Raw genomic sequence first — 17102 nt, 5'->3', positions numbered from 1 at the left:
AAGGCATCCAGATAACTGGATGCCTTCTATTCTATTTAAATAGCACCATTTCCCAAAGGATGAATGATTAGCAATCGCGGATTCTACGCATTGTCGCTTGCAACATCGTGAAGGCTTCAAACCGTCGCTCATGCCAATTGGCGCATTCTAGATTAGGCCTGATTACTTCCCCTAGTTCCGACATGGCTTCCATTGCCGCGCCAAGATCAGAAAAAGCATTGGCGGCAACTGCACCCAACATGGCCGAGCCAAGCAAAACCGGCTCCGGCGACGTTGAGGCCGCAACCGTCAAGCCGGTCGAATCCGCCAGAATCTGCCGGACCAGAGCAGAGCGCGCCGCACCGCCGCTGACGACAATCATTTCCGTCACAACGCCCTTGGCCTTTTGCGCCTCAACAATCTGCCGCGCGCCATAGCCCAGCCCGCACAGGCCAGCGAGATAAAGCCCGATCAGGCCGTCGATACCCGCATCAAGATCGAGCCCCGCAATGATTGCCCGCGCATCGGGATCCGCAAAAGGCGCGCGGTTGCCAAGAAACTCCGGAACGACATGGATGCTGCCGACTATAGCGGCGATACTCGCCGCGCCGCCGCGCGCCTGCGTTTCTGCCGCAAGACTATCCGCAAGCCCCGTTCCCTTTTCGGTGGCCTGTTTTTCGGCAACCGCTGAATAAGGATGCATATGGATCAGATGATCTATGGCCGCTCCGGCAGCGGATTGGCCCCCTTCATTGAGCCACAGGACCGGAACCATAGCCGAATGGTAAGGCCCCCATACACCATCGACAAATACCGGCTCTTTCGTCGTGGTCATCGTACAGGCTGATGTGCCAAAGACATAAGCCATGCGCGAGAGCACGTCACCGGCTGCGCCACGAGCGCCAACTGTACCGATCCCGCCCGCATGGGCGTCTATCAGCCCCGACGCAACCGCGATACCGGGGCGAAGCCCCAGATCAGAAGCCGCCATATCGCTCAGCCCGCCCAGATATTCGCCTGCGGGACGAATATCTGTCCCTATACGGTCAAAGCCTTCATCGGCCAGTTCACCCAGCCCGATTTCATGAAAATATCCCGCATCCCAGCGGTTTTCATGGCTGAGATAAGTCCATTTGCAGGTCACCGTGCAGGCGGAACGCGCCAGGCTCCCACATGACTTGAAGGTAAGAAAATCCGCCAGATCGAAAAACTGCCATGCCAGACCGAACGTATCGGGCTTGTTTTCCTTCAGCCACAAAAGTTTGGGGGTCTGCATTTCCGGCGAGATCGTTCCCCCCACATAGGTCAGAACCCCGGCTTGCGTGGCGTTGATACGATCGGCCTGCTCAACGGCACGGTGATCCATCCATACGATGATATTGCGCTCGGGATCACCGGAGGGGCCAACCGCTAGCGGCCTCCCCCCCTCCCCCAGCACCACCAGAGAGCATGTCGCGTCATAGCCGATACCAGCCACAGCTTCGGGCGGAATACCGGCCTTTGCGACTGCCTCACGCACACTCTCACAAACGGCTTGCCAGATATCATTGCTTGATTGCTCAACGATATTGTCAGCCTCGTGCCAGATTTTGATGTCGCGTTTGGCCGAGGACAGCATATCCCCTGCCGCATCGAACAGACCGGCCCTGGCGCTCCCGGTGCCAACGTCCACGCCGAGAAAATATTGTGTCATTGTTTCGACCGATCCGATGATGCGCGGTTTAAAGATCCAGGCTCTGCGGCAGAATCACAAGATCGCGGATTGTGATATTGCGGGGGCGCGAGAGCATGAACATCACGCATTCCGCAACTTCTTTTGCCTCCATCAGGCTACCGGCAGCCAGCGCTTCCTCAAGCTTTGCTTTTGGCCAGTCATCGATCAAGGCTGTGACCACAGGACCGGGCAAAACACCCCCCACCCGAATGCCATGCGAAGCCACCTGACGGCGTACCGTGTGGATAAACGCCTGCACGGCATGTTTTGAAGCGGTGTAGATCGGCTCCCAGATAACGGGAACAACACCAGCGACCGAACTGGTCATAAGGATGTCACCGGACTTGCGCTCCATCATATGCGGCAACACTGCATGGACCGTGCGGAAAGCCGCGTTGATATTGAGATTCAGCATTCGATCCCAAGCGTTGGGATCGCCTTCCCATACCGGCCCGCCAATGTATGAACCCGCATTGGCGTAAAAAATATCGAGATGCCCGGCCTGCTCCAGAATTTGCGGCATCATCGTGGCGACGGATTCAGGTTTCAGCAGGTTGACAACCAATGGCTTGGCATTGCCGCCCAGTTGGGCGCATTTTTCCTTAAGCGCCTTCTCGTCATAATCCACGAGAAAAACCGTCATGCCCGCTTCGATCATATGTTTTGCGCATTCGAAACCAATGCCGGACGCAGCACCTGTTACCGCTGCAACTTTTCCGCTGAGCTCTTGAGCCATTTCAATCAGTATCCTTTACTATTCATATCAGGCGCGGCCATGCGATTGGCGCGAGCGCCGGGCAAGCGAATCCACTATTACGGCGATGGCAAGCACAGCGCCGGTGATCATATAGCGAAGCGCCGATGACAAATCGAGCAGGGTCAGCCCACTTGCAATGGACTGTATGACGATAATCCCCAACAAGGCCGACCACGCGCTGCCGCGCCCTCCGAACAGGCTGGTTCCGCCGATAACGGCTGCGGCAATCGCATTAAGATTGACGTCACCCGTTCCTGCCTGCTGGCTGGAGGATGCCAGCCGCGCCGCGGCCAGAACCCCTCCGGTAGCAGCCAGCACCGAACAGGTCATGAAGGCCGAAATATAGATGAAATTGATATTGATACCGGCACGGCGCGCGGCCTCCCGGTTACCGCCAACCGCCTGCATTGCGCGCCCCCATCGGGTGCGGGTCAGGGCATAATTCATCCCGATGACGAGCGCCACGAACAGGCCAAACATCCAAGGCACGCCGCGCGACGTATTAAGATAATAGACCACCCCCAGCAGAAGGACGGTGATGACAATCGCCTTGAGCAGAAGGCCAGCCGTGGAAGAGGCAGACAGACCGGCCACGCGGCGGCGGTTCGCCGCACGAAAGCCCGTGAAGAACATAGCCGCGCCAGCCAGAACAACCAGACCGTAGGATATAGATTGCGGCATCACCTGAAGCTGGCCGAAGCTGACCAGCCAGGAACCGTAAGGCAGGTTGATCGAGCCTGTATTGCCCAGCAGATAGAGCTGAAGGCCGAGCGCAGCCAGAAGCCCGGCGAGCGTTGAAACGAAGCTTGGCATGCTGAAGCGATTATACAAAAACGCATAAAGCAGGCCGACCAACGCTCCGGTGCACAGCGCCGCCAGAATCGCAGCCGCAACTGGCCAGCCATTATTGACCCAAAGAACGCCGACAACCGCCGATGCCAGCCCGCTCACAGAACCGACAGAGAGATCGATTTCCCCCAGCATCAGCACGCAGACGACACCGAGCGAAATGACGCCGATCGTGGAGCAGTCGAAGAGCAGATTGACGAGATTATTGCTCGACAGGAAGACCGGATTGAGCGTCTGGAAAACCGTCCAGATAATCGCAAGACCGATGATAACGGGCAGCGAACCCAGATCGCCGGTGCGAACCCGATCAAAAAAGCCGCGCAACGCACCCGACGCCCCTTCATCATTGCGCATCCGGGCATCCTGCCGGTCTAATGGCGTGTTTCCGGTGGCGTTGCTCATTGCCCATCTCCCCGATGTAGATCGGTATCTTTTGTCTGCCGCCGCTCCGCACGACGGGAAACGGAATTGCTGGTGGCGCCGGTAATGGCCGCGACAAGTTCCTCGTTGGACGAATCCGGATAAAGGACGCCATTATTGCGGCCAAGGCGCAATACGACAATGCGATCCGCAACAGCGCGCACATCTTCCATATTGTGGCTGATCATGATCACGCCCAGGCCCCGGTCCCGGACGCGTTCTATCAGATCGAGAACCTCAGCCGTTTGCGCAACACCCAGTGCCGCAGTCGGTTCATCCAGCATGATGAGTTTCGGATCAAGCAGAAGCGAACGCGAAATCGCCACCGTCTGACGTTGTCCGCCCGAGAGCGACGCTACAGGCTCACGCACGCTGGGGATACGGGCGGAAAGTTCGTTTAAAAGCTTCCAGGCCTTGATCTCCATCGACACTTCATCGAGCCGGTAAGGAGCTAGTTCCCGCCCCAGAAAAATATTGGCCACGACATCGAGATTCTCGCACAGCGCCAGATCCTGAAAGACCGTCGCAATACCCAGATCAAGCGCCACGCCGGGCGAAGCGAGCGTAACAGGCTCGCCATTGAATTCGATTGTACCCGCAGTCGGCTCATGAACGCCGGCGAGTATTTTGACGAGTGTGGATTTTCCCGCACCATTATCGCCGACAAGCGCCACGACTTCGCCGGGATAAACTTCCAGCTCAATATCCGTCAGTGCGGAAACTGCACCAAAATTTTTCGATATACCGCTCAGACGCAGCACAGGCTTTTTATCGTCAGCCATCATATCTTTAACCTGAGACATAAGTTAAATATTTCCAAAGACTACAACATATAGCTTAGAGCGCGTTTCGATCTGACCAGATCAGACCGGCGCTCTAACTATTTGTTTTTACCGCGCATCTTGTCCGAAAACCGTTTCACACTTTTCGGGATGCGCTCTAAAAGAAAGCCCGGCCGTTTCCGACCGGGCTTTCCAAACATGCTAGTTCATGATTCCAAGCTTCTTGCAGCCTTCTACATAGCTGGCGACACAAAGCATTTCCGCTTTTGCTATGCCCTTGTCGATAATTTCTTCCTTGAGGTTTTCGGCGGTCACGACAACCGGAACGAAGAGCTTCGACGGGGTGTTATAAAGGGTGGTTTCCGCTTTGGGCGTCTCGCCGTTCAGCAGTTGCATGGCAACGCGCGCTGCCTCTGCGGCTACGATTTCCGACGGCTTGTTGATCGTATTATACTGATCGCCGGAAATGATGAGCTGCAATGCAGCGATGGTAGCGTCATTGCCCGTCACCGGTGGCTGCGGCTGCAATCCTGCCGCTTTCATAGCAGCGATGGCTCCGCCCGCAGTGCCATCATTGGCCGCGACGATGCCAACGATTTGGTCGTTGAAGCGCGTGATCTGGCCGCTGGTCCATTGCTGGGCCTTGCTTGGCACCCAATCGGGTGTGTCGTATTCAGCAAGGGTCTTGTAACCGCTATCTTTCAGCCCTGCATGAATGCCGTTCTTGATCAGTCCGGCAGCGGCATCGGTCGGCGATCCGTTGATCTGGAGAACCCCGCCCTTATCGGTCGGAACCTTGTTGGCCTTCAGATGTTCGACCAGCGATTCAGCAATCGACTTGCCAATGGCTTCATTGTCGAACGACACATAGAAATCGGATACCGCATCTGGAATAGGCCGGTCATAGGCGATGACCTTCACGTCCTGTCCCTGGGCCATTTTCACCAGAGATGCCGCAGCTGCGGTGTCGACCGCGTCAAGCACAACCACTTTTGCACCCTGCGCCAGAACAGAATTAAACTGCTGTTGCTGCTTCGTGGCATCGCCGTCTGCATTGAGGTAGATCACCTTGCAGCTTTCGCACAGCTTTTTCATTTCCGCAGCAAAACCCGGATAATCGTGTTCTTCATACCGGGTCGATCCCTGATCAGGCATCAGAAACGCAATCGTTGCGTCTTTTACTTCTGCCTGCGCCAGACCACCTGCCAGCATCGACAGCGCGACGGCTGCGATACTAACGGTTCCAAATTTACGAATTGTCATATCTCTCACTCCCCTGGGAAACGGTCTTCTAAAGTTCGACAGTCCAGCTCCACCGAATAGTCGGCGAAAATCCATATGGTTGATTTTCAGGTCATCGCCTCGATAAAAGCGATTCTCGACGTGCTTTCGATTTTTAGAATGCGCTACATCGCGCTCAGCCTCCTATGAGCACATGGTCCCGACACGCTCCTCCAGCACCATCGATTGCGCAACTATTTTGCCATGAATCCTACGGCTGTCAATAGCTATCAGATCAAACCATACTGCTTTGCTTTATTGCGCAGGAACGGCAGGCCGTTATTCATCACCTCCGCCTCATCGCGGGCGACGGGCCGCCAGACTGCAAGGCCATAAGCCACTTCCGGCGGCATATTGACGAAGCTTTCCATCGCCAGACCACCCTTGAATTCAATAGCGGCGAGCGCCGCGTAGATTTCGTCCCAGGGCACATTTCCTGCCCCCGGCACGCCACGGTCGCTTTCCGAAAGATGAATATATTTCAGGTGCTCACGGGCATCGATAATCCCGTTTGCCACACCTTTTTCCTCAATATTCATATGATAGGTATCGAGATGGACGAAGACATTCCCGGCTCCCACCCGCTCAATCATCTCAACGGCTTGTCTGGCGGTGTTGATCAGGTGATTTTCATAGCGGTTGATCGCTTCGACACCAAGTTCGACGCCGCGCTCTCTGGCGTATTTTGCTGCCGCCGTCAGCACCCGTGCAATATTGTCGTATTCTTTTTCCGTGGGAGGCACCCCGGTGCGCTCGCCAATCCCACCAAAAATAACACCCGAAAGCGCCAATGCGCCTATTTGCGCTGTTTTATCGATGGCGAGTTTGAGAAAATCGATCGCGGCATCCGGGCGGATTGATGCCCACGCCTCTTCCGGCAGGCCCAGCGAACACACGGCGGGCAGATTATGCTTTTCAAGCAATGCGCGGGAATGCGCAGCATCAACAGCCGATGGATTGAGCAACGCAATTTCAATGAAGTCCATCTTGTATGAAATCGCCGCCGCAATGGCTTTTTCTGCACCTTCCTCATCCCAGTTCATCGTCCACATGCTGGTATGAACACCAAAACCTTTCATGGTTTTCTCCTCTCAGGCTCATTCAAATCAGACAGTTCCAGCGCCCTGCTTACTGCCGCCAGCAAGCCGTGCGAAAGCAGACAGATGCGCGACCGCAAATTTGCCGGTTCAGTATCCCCCGCTTGCAAAATGACGGCCCATATCGAATGGATTGACTTCGAAACTTATCGCGACGATGATGGTTGCACCATCGATGGTGTCAGCATCCCGCAACGTCGCGTTGCCGTCAAGCAAAAAGGACGCTAACTAAACACAGATTGAATTTGGATGATCGTTACAGCCTCTCTGTCTCGTTAGCACGGCATTCGCAAGTCAGGTGACCTCCTTGATGAAGACCCCACGAAAAAAGACGATCTACGATATATCGGCACTTGCAGGAGTGTCGGCTTCAACTGTTGCGTCGGTCTTGAATGGCTCGTGGAAACGGCGGCGCATTACCGAAAAGACAGCCGAAAAAGTGCGCAAGCTGGCCGATGAGTTGGGCTATACCACCAATCTTCAAGCGCGAGGGTTGAGAATATCCAGTTCGGGACTGGTCGGTATGATTTTGCCCATGCTCGATAACCGCTATTTCAGTTCTCTGGCCGCTTCATTTGAAACCATCGCCCGCTCACGCAATCTGGTGCCCGCCGTGGTCAGCACTTTGCGCGAGCCCGAAGAAGAGCGTAATACGGTAGAGGCGCTGATTGCACACAATGTAGATGCCTTGTTTATTGCCGGGGCAACGGATCCAGACAGCGTAGCCAAGCTTTGCGAAGCGGCGCAGCTTAAATATATCAATGTCGATCTTCCGGGGAAACATGGCATTTCAGTAATCAGTGACAGTTATGAGGGCGCGCGGGGCATGACCGCTGAAATAATCCACCGCTCCCATACCCAGAATCGGGGTTATTATTTTATCGGCGGTGTCGAGACTGATTATAATACATCTGCGCGTATCGCCGGGTTCGTGGAGGCATTGGCATCGGCGGGAATCGCCATCCAACCCGATACTATTCAGGCGAATGGATATGATCCCGCAATCGCCGAAGCTACCATCCGTTCTATCTACAAGAAGGGCAATGGACTGCCTGACGTGCTGTTTGTGAATTCGACAATTGTCTTTGAAGGTATTGTCAGGTTTCTCAAAACTCTACCCGTGGAAGAAGTTCGTAAATGCTCGATCGGCTGTTACGACTGGGACCCTTTTATCGAGCTTCTGCATTTTCCGGTCGTGATGGTACGCCAGAATGTGCAGGCAATGATGGAGCGTGCCTATGCGCTTCTGGACGAACCCGAAACGGCCAAAAGCCCAATAGAACGGATACCCACGGAACTCATTATGCCGCTAACAGCCAGTTAGAAGGCCGACACTATCGGGCGCTCTATCAACCGGCCGGATAGGCTTTAACCTGCGCAACCAGCCAATTGCCGGACCGGATTCGGCACCATTGATTTAAGTCAATGACTGGCTTCATAGCACATGTTTACATAACGATGAATCATCGCATATGTTTGCATGATCATGAATTGACGCAGCCAGCCACCGGAACTCGACCGGGAGCCAAGCCATGATGGGTCACATGACGCCAAGCCGCCACGACCAACAAAAAGCCCTCTGGCTAAGCACCATCGCATTTACCTTGTGCTTTGCCGTCTGGACGCTCTTTTCCATCATCGGGCTATCCATCAAGGAGGAGCTTGGGCTCTCCGAATTCGAATATGGCGTTCTAATCGCCACGCCGATACTGACCGGCTCTCTGACCAGGCTGATCCTCGGCGTTTGGACCGAGCGTTATGGCGGACGGCTGGTGTTTTCGGCCCAGATGGTCCTGACCGGCGCAGCGACCTATGCCCTGACCTGGGCCCACAGCTACCCAACTTTCCTGCTGGCCGCGCTGGGCGTGGGGTTGGCGGGCGGTTCCTTCATCATCGGCGTCGCCTATGTCTCTAAATGGTTTCCGCAAGCGCGACAGGGAACTGCGCTGGGCGTATTCGGCATGGGCAATATCGGCGCAGCGCTGACAACTTTCCTCGCTCCTTTCGCGTTGATCGCCTGGGGCTGGCAGGGGGTAGCGGAGCTTTGGGCATGCGTCATCGCCGCCATGGGCGTCATCTTCTATCTGGTGGCCAAGGACGACCCAGATCTTGTTGCCAGGCGCACCCAAGGCATTGCCGCGCCAAGCCTTGCCGAGCAATTTGCGCCATTGAAGAAGCTGCAAGTCTGGCGTTTCTCGCTCTATTATTTCTTTGTCTTCGGTGGCTTTGTCGCGCTGGCTTTGTGGCTGCCTTATTATCTGGTGCAGGTCTATGATGTGGATGTGCGCACGGCTGGTATCGCTGCGGCTGTATTCAGTCTCTCGGCCAGTATCTTCCGCGCCTATGGCGGAATACTGTCCGACCGCTTCGGTGCCCGCTCCGTCATGTACTGGACCTTCGGCTTCTCGCTGGTATTCCTGTTCATGCTGTCTTATCCGCCAACGGATTATGTAATCCGGGGCAAGGATGGCCCGATCGCCTTCTCGACCGAGATGGGACTGTGGCCCTTCGTAGTCACACTATTCGGACTGGGCTTCTTCATGAGCCTCGGCAAGGCGGCGGTCTTCCGGCATATCCCGGTCTATTATCCTGACCATGTTGGCTCGGTCGGCGGTCTTGTCGGCATGATCGGCGGGCTGGGCGGCTTTGCCCTGCCCATCGTCTTCGGCGCATTGCTTGACGTGACCGGCATCTGGACCTCTGCCTTCGTGCTGCTGTTCCTGACCGTACTGGTGTCTCTGGGCTGGATGCATATGTCGATCCGCGCCATGGAGAGGCAGGCACAGGGCGCAGCTCTCGACCGGCTGCCCAACTTCCCCGAACTCGCGGAAGTCCATGACCCCGAACGCACGGTCATGCCGCATGTGATCGACGACTGGCGACCAGAAGACTCGCAATTCTGGAACGACAAAGGCAGGCGCATTGCCAAGCGCAATCTGTGGATATCGATCCCCGCGCTGCTGCTTGCCTTCGCGGTGTGGATGGTCTGGTCGGTGGTGGTGTCGCAACTGCCAGCTATCGGCTTCGACTTTACGCAGGACCGGCTTTTCTGGCTAGCGGCACTGCCAGCGCTATCGGGGGCGACATTACGCATCTTCTACAGCTTCATGGTGCCGATCTTCGGCGGACGGCTGTGGACCACGCTATCCACCGCCTCGTTGCTGGTTCCTGCTATAGGTATCGGATATGCCGTGCAGGACCCCTCAACGCCCTATCTGATCTTCGTGGTCCTGGCACTGCTCTGCGGCCTGGGTGGAGCTAATTTTGCTTCCTCCATGGCCAATATCAGCTTCTTCTTCCCGCGTGCCGAAAAGGGCAATGCCATGGGGCTGAATGCAGGCCTGGGCAATCTCGGCGTCTCGATCATGCAGTTCCTGGTACCGCTGGTCATCACCGTCGGCGTGTTCGGCGCCTTTGGCGGCGCGCCGCAGGAGTTGTCGAACGGTGGTCGCATCTGGATGCAGAATGCAGGCTTCATCTGGGTACCCTTCATTCTGGCCTCAACAGCCGCCGCCTGGCTGGGGATGAACGATCTGGCCGACGCACGCGCGAGTTTCCGCGAACAAGCGATAATATTCACCCGCACTCAAAACTGGGTGATGTGTCTGCTTTATGTCGGCACATTCGGTTCCTTTATCGGTTATTCGGCGGGTTTTCCCCTGCTGTCGGGCCTGGCCTTTCCGGAAGTGAACGCGCTGCAATTCGTCTTTCTCGGGCCATTGATCGGAGCGCTCAGCCGCGCCGGCAGCGGCTGGCTGGCCGACCGGGTCGGCGGCGGGCGCGTCACCTTCTGGGTGTTCGTCGGCATGATCGCCTCTGTTCTGGTTGTGATCTGGGGGCTGGAGAGCACATCCTTCGCCGTCTTCTTTGCCGGCTTCATGGCTCTGTTTTTCTTCACCGGAATCGGCAATTCCTCCACCTTCCAGATGATCCCGATCATCATGGGCAAGGAGATCGCGCGCCTCTATCCCGATCAGGACGCGGACGAACAGCGCCGCCAGTCCGAGCGTGAGGCTGCCGCCATCGTCGCTTTCACCAGCGCCATCGGCGGATATGGTGGCTTTTTCATCCCGAAAGCCTACGGCACCTCCATCGGGCTGACCGGAGCACCGCTGGCAGCCCTGTGGGCTTTCCTTGCCTTCTACATCCTGTGCCTGGGCGTCACCTGGGCCGTCTACACGCGTCGCGGCGGACTGCTGTACGACATTGAACGCGGTCGGGCTATGCCCACCGCCCTTCCAGCCGGAATAAATTGAGGAGACAGTCATGAGCCAATTGCTGGATCGACTAAACTTCCTGACATCGTTGCGCAAAGACACCTTCGCCGATGGTCACGGACAGACGACGATCGAGAACCGCGACTGGGAAGATGTCTATCGCCGTCGTTGGCAGCACGACAAGATCGTGCGCTCCACCCACGGGGTAAACTGTACCGGCTCCTGCTCATGGAAGATCTATGTCAAATCCGGGATCGTCACCTGGGAGACGCAGCAGACTGACTATCCGCGCACGCGACCCGATCTGCCTAATCACGAGCCGCGCGGCTGCGCGCGTGGTGCTTCCTACAGCTGGTATCTCTACAGCGCCAACCGGGTAAAAACGCCGCTGATCCGTGGCCGGTTGATGCGCCTATGGCGCGAAAAGCGCAAGACCATGAGCCCGATCGATGCCTGGACGGCGATCCAGAGTGATGCGGGGGCGCGTGAAAGCTATACGCGTATCCGTGGCAAGGGCGGTTTCGTGCGGGCGAGCTGGGACGAGGCAACCGAGATCGTCGCCGCCGCCAATGCCTATACGACGCGCAAATACGGCCCCGACCGAGTGTTCGGCTTCTCACCAATCCCGGCCATGTCGATGGTCTCCTATGCGGCGGGTACGCGCTATTTGTCGCTACTCGGCGGCACCTGTATGTCCTTCTATGACTGGTATTGCGATCTGCCGCCGGCCAGCCCACAAACCTGGGGCGAGCAGACCGATGTTCCCGAATCCGCCGACTGGTACAATGCGGGCTATCTGCTGCTGTGGGGTTCCAACGTGCCACAGACACGTACACCCGACGCCCATTTCTATACCGAAGTGCGCTATAAAGGCACCAAGAGCGCCGTCATTTGTCCCGACTATTCCGAGGCTGCCAAGTTCGGCGACATCTGGCTGAGTGCCAAGCAAGGCACGGACGCGGCACTAGGCATGGCCTTTGGCCATGTCATTCTGCGCGAATTCCACCTCGACCGGCAGGTTCCATATTTCGAGGATTACTGCCGCAAATATTCCGACATGCCGATGCTGGTGCGCCTTGATCGCCAAGGCGAAAGGCTTGTGCCCGGCAAGCAGTTGCGCGCTTCCGATTTCACAGGCGGGCTGGGCGAGAAGAACAATCCTGACTGGAAGACGGTCGGCATCGACGAATTGTCTGGCAAAATCGTCGCCCCCAACGGCTCCATTGGCTTCCGTTGGGGGGAGGAAGGCAAATGGAATCTGGAGCAGAAGGCTGGCAAGGAGGATGTCAAACTCAAACTCAGCCTGATTCTGGATAGGGACCATGACGAAGTGGCAGGGGTTGACTTCCCCTATTTTGGCGGCGCTGCCACCAATGGCTTTGAAGTGGACGACCGCGGCGAAGTACTGACCCGCAAAGTGCCGGTGAAGCGGATGATGCTTGCCGATGGCAAAGAGGTGCTCGTCGCCACGGTCTTCGATCTCTTATGCGCCAATTATAGCCTCAACCGTGGCCTGGGCGGCGAACATGTAGCCTCTGATTATGACGCCGACGTGCCCTTCACCCCGGCCTGGGCAGAGCGCATCACTGGTGTGCGCCGAGATAAGATCGTTCAGGTCGCGCGCGAATTTGCCGCCAACGCCGAGAAGACCAATGGCCGTTCCATGGTTATTATCGGCGCAGGCATGAACCACTGGTTCAATATGGACATGAACTATCGTGCAGTCATCAATATGCTGGTGATGTGCGGTTGCGTGGGCCAGTCGGGCGGCGGCTGGTCGCATTATGTCGGGCAGGAAAAGCTGCGACCGCAGACCGGCTGGACGCCGCTGGCCTTCGCGCTCGACTGGGCGCGCCCGCCGCGCCACATGAATTCCACCAGTGCCTTTTATGCTCATACCGACCAGTGGCGCTACGAGACAGTGAGCGCCGCCGAAATTCTCTCGCCGACTGCACCGAGCGGCGACTGGCACAAACTCAGCCTGATCGACTACAACATCCGCGCCGAACGTATGGGCTGGCTGCCTTCGGCTCCGCAATTGAAGACCAATCCGCTGGAGGTCGGTCGCGCTGCCAGGGCCGCGGGTGTTGATGCGGGAAGCTATGTGGCTGAGCGCCTGAAATCAGGCGAGCTGCAAATGTCCTGCGAAGACCCGGACGCACCGGAAAACTGGCCGCGCAATCTGTTCGTGTGGCGCTCCAACCTGCTCGGCTCGTCCGGCAAGGGACATGAATATTTCCTCAAGCACCTGCTCGGCACCGATCATGGCGTGCAAGGCAAGGATCTTGGCGCAGAGGGCGGCGTGAAACCGGTCGAGGCTGTCTGGCACGACAATGCGCCAGAAGGGAAACTCGACCTGCTCGTTACCATTGATTTCCGCATGTCGACCACCGCTGTCTATGCCGACATCGTGCTGCCTACAGCCAGTTGGTATGAAAAGGACGATATGAACACGTCCGACATGCATCCCTTCATCCATCCGCTGCAAGCTGCGGTGGACCCGGCCTATGAATCGAAAACCGACTGGGAAATCTTCAAGGCGATCGCGAAGAAGTTTTCTGAAGTGGCTCCGGAAATCCTCGGAGTGGAAAGCGACTTGGTGCAACTGCCCTTGCAGCACGACAGCCCCGGCGAACTGGCGCAAGGCGTGGTGCGCGACTGGAAACGGGACGAATGCGAGTTGGTTCCAGGCCAAACAGCACCGGCATATATCGCCGTCGAGCGCGACTATCCCAATCTCTATAAGCGCTTCACCGCTGTCGGGCCACTGATGGAAAAGGCCGGCAATGGCGGCAAGGGTATCGCTTGGGATACAAAAGAGGAAGTCCACCATCTCAAGACCCTGAACGGCACTGTCACTGAGGAGGGTGCGACACAGGGCATGGCCCGTCTCGATACCGCTATCGACGCCGCCGAGATGATCCTGATGCTGGCGCCCGAAACCAATGGCGAGGTAGCGGTAAAGGCGTGGGACGCGCTCAGCAAGGCGACAGGCAAAAGCCACCGACATCTGGCCGAAGTCAAGCGGGACGAAAAGATCCGCTTCCGCGACATCGCCGCCCAGCCGCGCAAGATCATCTCATCGCCCACATGGTCGGGCATCGAGAGCGAGGAAGTCTGCTACAATGCCGGCTGGACCAATGTACATGAGCTGATCCCCTGGCGCACGGTCACTGGCCGCCAACAGCTCTATCAGGACCATGAATGGATGCGAGCCTTCGGCGAGGGCTTCGTTACCTGGCGCCCACCAGTAGACCTGAAAACGGTAGGCGAGAACGCCAGACGGCCGCTGGCTGCGGACGAGCCACATGTGGTGCTGAACTTTCTCACGCCGCACCAGAAATGGGGCATCCATTCCACCTATACCGACAATCTGCTGATGTTGACTCTGAACCGGGGCGGCCCGGTGGTGTGGATTTCCGAGACTGATGCCAAAACGGCGGGGCTGGTCGATAATGACTGGGTCGAGGTCTTCAACATCAATGGCGCCATTACCGCGCGCGCAGTGGTCAGCCAGCGCATGAAGGAAGGTTCCATGTTTATGTATCACGCGCAGGAGAAAATCATAAACACGCCCGGTAGCCAGGTGACTGGCAAGCGCGGCGGCATCCACAACTCCGTCACCCGTATCGTGCTGAAGCCCACTCATATGATCGGTGGCTATGCCCAGCTTGCCTATGGCTTCAATTATTACGGCACCGTCGGTTCCAACCGCGACGAGTTCGTGATCCTGCGCAAATTGTCGAAAATCGATTGGATGGACCAGCCCGCAACACAGGCTACGGAGGCAGCAGAATGAAGGTACGTGCCCAGATTGGAATGGTGCTGAACCTCGATAAATGTATCGGGTGCCACACATGCTCCGTCACCTGCAAAAATGTATGGACCAGCCGCGAAGGCGTCGAATATGCCTGGTTCAACAATGTCGAGACCAAGCCAGGCATCGGCTACCCCAAGGACTGGGAAAACCAGAAGCGCTGGAACGGCGGCTGGACCCGGACGAAGACCGGTGCGCTGCAACCCAGACAGGGCGGTAAATGGCGTATCCTGGCGAACATCTTCGCCAATCCCGACCTGCCCGAGATCGATGATTTCTACGAGCCTTTCGATTTCGACTATGATCATCTGAAGTCCGCGCCGGAAATGAAGGCATTTCCAACTGCACGCCCGCGCTCGAAGATTTCGGGCGAGCGCATGGAAAAAATCGAATGGGGGCCGAACTGGGAAGAAATCCTTGGCGGCGAGTTCGAAAAGCGCTCCAAGGACTACAATTTCGAGGGCATCCAGAAGGAAATTTACGGCGAATACGAAAACACCTTCATGATGTATCTGCCGCGGCTGTGCGAGCACTGCCTTAACCCGAGCTGTGTGGCTTCTTGTCCTTCGGGGGCGATCTATAAACGCGAGGATGATGGCGTTGTCCTGATTGATCAGGAAAAATGCCGGGGCTGGCGCATGTGCGTCTCGGGCTGTCCCTACAAGAAAATCTATTACAACTGGTCGACCGGCAAATCCGAGAAATGCACGCTGTGCTATCCGCGCCTGGAAAGCGGCCAGCCGACAGTGTGCTCCGAGACCTGCGTGGGCCGCATCCGCTATCTGGGTGTCATGCTTTACGACGCCGACAGAATCGCTGAAGCGGCAAGCGTGGAAAACGAGAAGGATCTTTATGATGCCCAGCTCGGCGTTTTTCTCGACCCCAACGACCCGGAAGTGATCGCCGCAGCGCGCGCCGAAGGCGTTCCCGAAGACTGGATCAGGGGCGCGCAGGCTTCCCCGATCTGGAAGATGGCGATGGAATGGAAGATCGCATTCCCGCTGCATCCCGAATATCGCACCTTACCCATGGTCTGGTACGTCCCTCCGCTGTCGCCGATCCAGAACGCGGCCGAAGCAGGTCGGATTTCTGCGCAGGACGATATGCCCGATGTGCGCTCATTGCGCATTCCGGTGCGTTATCTTGCCAATATGCTCACCGCAGGCGACGAAGCGCCAATCGTCTCGGCGCTGGAGCGGATGCTGGCGATGCGCTCCTATATGCGTTCCAAGACGGTCGATGGCGTCGTCAATCTGGGCGTGGCCAAGCGCGTCGGCCTGACCCCGCTACAGATCGACGAGATGTACCAGCTTCTGGCCATCGCTAATTACGAGGATCGTTTCGTTATTCCCACCACCCATCGCGAACTGGTCGAGGACGCTTATGACCTCAAGGGCGGTTGCGGCTTCACCGACGGCAATGGCTGCTCGTCCGGTCACTCAGGCCAATCGCTGTTTGGTGGCAAGAAAAAGTTCCGCAGCCCGCAGGAGTTCATTGCATGAAGACCTTCAAAGCCCTGTCGGCCCTGCTCACTTATCCGGGCCATGATCTGCAACAGGCAATCCCGGCGATCCGCGAGGTTTTGAGTGAAGGTGTCGTGTCATCAGCCGCTATTGCTGCGCTGGAACCCCTTCTAGCCTCGCTGGAGACTGGCGACCTTTACGATCTTCAGGAGCGCTATGTACTGCTGTTCGACCGTTCGCGCACCTTGTCGCTCAATCTGTTCGAGCATGTGCATGGCGAAAGCCGCGACCGGGGCGGAGCAATGGTCGATCTTTTGGAAACCTATCGTGCCGGCGGATTCGATCTTGCCGGGACAGAACTGCCCGACTACCTGCCGGTGCTGCTGGAGTTTCTTTCGACGCAGCCGCTGGCCGAGGCGCGTGAGATTCTGGCCGATGCAGGCCATATCCTCATCGCCCTTGCCGAGCGGCTGGCGCGACGCGAAAGCGTTTATGGCGCCGTGTTCGAAGCGCTGGTGACGTTCGCCTCTGCCGATCCGGAGACGGAAGAAGCGCAGGCGCTGCTGTCGCAACAGGATGACAATCCGGAAGATTTGGACGCCCTTGATGCTGTCTGGGAGGAAGCGCAGGTCACTTTCGGCCCCGATCCGAACGCTGGCTGCCCGATCAGCCGCGATATTCTTGCCCGCATGGACCCCGCACCGGCGTCGACCGTACGCTAAATGG

At 57.2% G+C, this 17102-nt stretch carries 12 protein-coding genes; 6 read left to right on the top strand and 6 right to left on the bottom strand.

Annotated elements, in window-relative coordinates:
* Window positions 1–67: 67 nt before the first annotated feature.
* The 6 genes from KUG47_RS08870 to KUG47_RS08845 form a co-directional block, all read right to left on the bottom strand.
* Complete coding sequence (locus KUG47_RS08870) at window positions 68–1672, bottom strand: FGGY-family carbohydrate kinase (protein WP_217677602.1); 1605 nt, start codon at window positions 1670–1672, stop codon at window positions 68–70.
* A 28-nt stretch (window positions 1673–1700) separates the two neighbouring features.
* Window positions 1701–2429 (bottom strand): SDR family oxidoreductase, encoded by a 729-nt coding sequence (locus KUG47_RS08865; RefSeq protein WP_217677601.1) that lies wholly within the window; start codon window positions 2427–2429, stop codon window positions 1701–1703.
* Between the two features lie 27 nt (window positions 2430–2456).
* On the bottom strand, window positions 2457–3701 hold the full coding sequence (locus KUG47_RS08860) for a sugar ABC transporter permease (protein ID WP_217677600.1): 1245 nt from the start codon (window positions 3699–3701) through the stop codon (window positions 2457–2459).
* Window positions 3698–4504 (bottom strand): ATP-binding cassette domain-containing protein, encoded by an 807-nt coding sequence (locus tag KUG47_RS08855; protein WP_422718071.1) that lies wholly within the window; start codon window positions 4502–4504, stop codon window positions 3698–3700. The genes KUG47_RS08860 and KUG47_RS08855 overlap by 4 nt, the downstream gene beginning before the upstream one ends.
* Before the next feature lie 198 nt (window positions 4505–4702).
* On the bottom strand, window positions 4703–5713 hold the full coding sequence (locus KUG47_RS08850; protein ID WP_217677799.1) for an ABC transporter substrate-binding protein: 1011 nt from the start codon (window positions 5711–5713) through the stop codon (window positions 4703–4705).
* A 299-nt stretch (window positions 5714–6012) separates the two neighbouring features.
* On the bottom strand, window positions 6013–6861 hold the full coding sequence (locus tag KUG47_RS08845) for a sugar phosphate isomerase/epimerase family protein (protein ID WP_217677598.1): 849 nt from the start codon (window positions 6859–6861) through the stop codon (window positions 6013–6015).
* Here KUG47_RS08845 and KUG47_RS08840 point away from each other — a divergent pair.
* The 6 genes from KUG47_RS08840 (at window position 6841) to narJ (ending at window position 17098) form a co-directional block, all read left to right on the top strand.
* On the top strand, window positions 6841–7107 hold the full coding sequence (locus tag KUG47_RS08840; protein ID WP_217677597.1) for a hypothetical protein: 267 nt from the start codon (window positions 6841–6843) through the stop codon (window positions 7105–7107). The genes KUG47_RS08845 and KUG47_RS08840 overlap by 21 nt on opposite strands.
* An 82-nt stretch (window positions 7108–7189) precedes the next feature.
* Complete coding sequence (locus KUG47_RS08835; RefSeq protein WP_217677596.1) at window positions 7190–8203, top strand: LacI family DNA-binding transcriptional regulator; 1014 nt, start codon at window positions 7190–7192, stop codon at window positions 8201–8203.
* 211 nt (window positions 8204–8414) lie between these two features.
* On the top strand, window positions 8415–11135 hold the full coding sequence (locus KUG47_RS16815) for a nitrate/nitrite transporter (protein ID WP_305855228.1): 2721 nt from the start codon (window positions 8415–8417) through the stop codon (window positions 11133–11135).
* 10 nt (window positions 11136–11145) lie between these two features.
* Complete coding sequence (locus KUG47_RS08825; protein WP_217677595.1) at window positions 11146–14895, top strand: nitrate reductase subunit alpha; 3750 nt, start codon at window positions 11146–11148, stop codon at window positions 14893–14895.
* Window positions 14892–16415: a nitrate reductase subunit beta gene (gene narH / locus KUG47_RS08820; protein ID WP_217677594.1), complete on the top strand. Its 1524-nt coding sequence runs from the start codon at window positions 14892–14894 to the stop codon at window positions 16413–16415. Before KUG47_RS08825 ends, narH begins: the two co-directional genes overlap by 4 nt.
* Complete coding sequence (narJ, locus tag KUG47_RS08815; protein WP_217677593.1) at window positions 16412–17098, top strand: nitrate reductase molybdenum cofactor assembly chaperone; 687 nt, start codon at window positions 16412–16414, stop codon at window positions 17096–17098. Before narH ends, narJ begins: the two co-directional genes overlap by 4 nt.
* Window positions 17099–17102 lie beyond the last annotated feature (4 nt).

Source organism: Falsochrobactrum tianjinense, from assembly GCF_019100495.1.
GTDB classification, from domain to species: domain Bacteria; phylum Pseudomonadota; class Alphaproteobacteria; order Rhizobiales; family Rhizobiaceae; genus Brucella; species Brucella tianjinense.
The sequence above is the reverse complement of the archived record's forward strand: the minus strand, read 5'-3'. Positions and strand labels throughout refer to the sequence as shown.

Coding starts and splice junctions, on each gene's coding strand:
- narH (WP_217677594.1), top strand. CDS start 14,892: ATGAAGGTACGTGCCCAGATTGGAATGGTGCTGAACCTCGATAAATGT.
- KUG47_RS08855 (WP_422718071.1), bottom strand. CDS start 4,504: ATGATGGCTGACGATAAAAAGCCTGTGCTGCGTCTGAGCGGTATATCG.
- KUG47_RS08840 (WP_217677597.1), top strand. CDS start 6,841: ATGAACACCAAAACCTTTCATGGTTTTCTCCTCTCAGGCTCATTCAAA.
- KUG47_RS08865 (WP_217677601.1), bottom strand. CDS start 2,429: ATGGCTCAAGAGCTCAGCGGAAAAGTTGCAGCGGTAACAGGTGCTGCG.
- KUG47_RS08835 (WP_217677596.1), top strand. CDS start 7,190: ATGAAGACCCCACGAAAAAAGACGATCTACGATATATCGGCACTTGCA.
- narJ (WP_217677593.1), top strand. CDS start 16,412: ATGAAGACCTTCAAAGCCCTGTCGGCCCTGCTCACTTATCCGGGCCAT.
- KUG47_RS08845 (WP_217677598.1), bottom strand. CDS start 6,861: ATGAAAGGTTTTGGTGTTCATACCAGCATGTGGACGATGAACTGGGAT.
- KUG47_RS08825 (WP_217677595.1), top strand. CDS start 11,146: ATGAGCCAATTGCTGGATCGACTAAACTTCCTGACATCGTTGCGCAAA.
- KUG47_RS08850 (WP_217677799.1), bottom strand. CDS start 5,713: ATGCTGGCAGGTGGTCTGGCGCAGGCAGAAGTAAAAGACGCAACGATT.
- KUG47_RS08870 (WP_217677602.1), bottom strand. CDS start 1,672: ATGACACAATATTTTCTCGGCGTGGACGTTGGCACCGGGAGCGCCAGG.
- KUG47_RS08860 (WP_217677600.1), bottom strand. CDS start 3,701: ATGAGCAACGCCACCGGAAACACGCCATTAGACCGGCAGGATGCCCGG.
- KUG47_RS16815 (WP_305855228.1), top strand. CDS start 8,415: ATGGGTCACATGACGCCAAGCCGCCACGACCAACAAAAAGCCCTCTGG.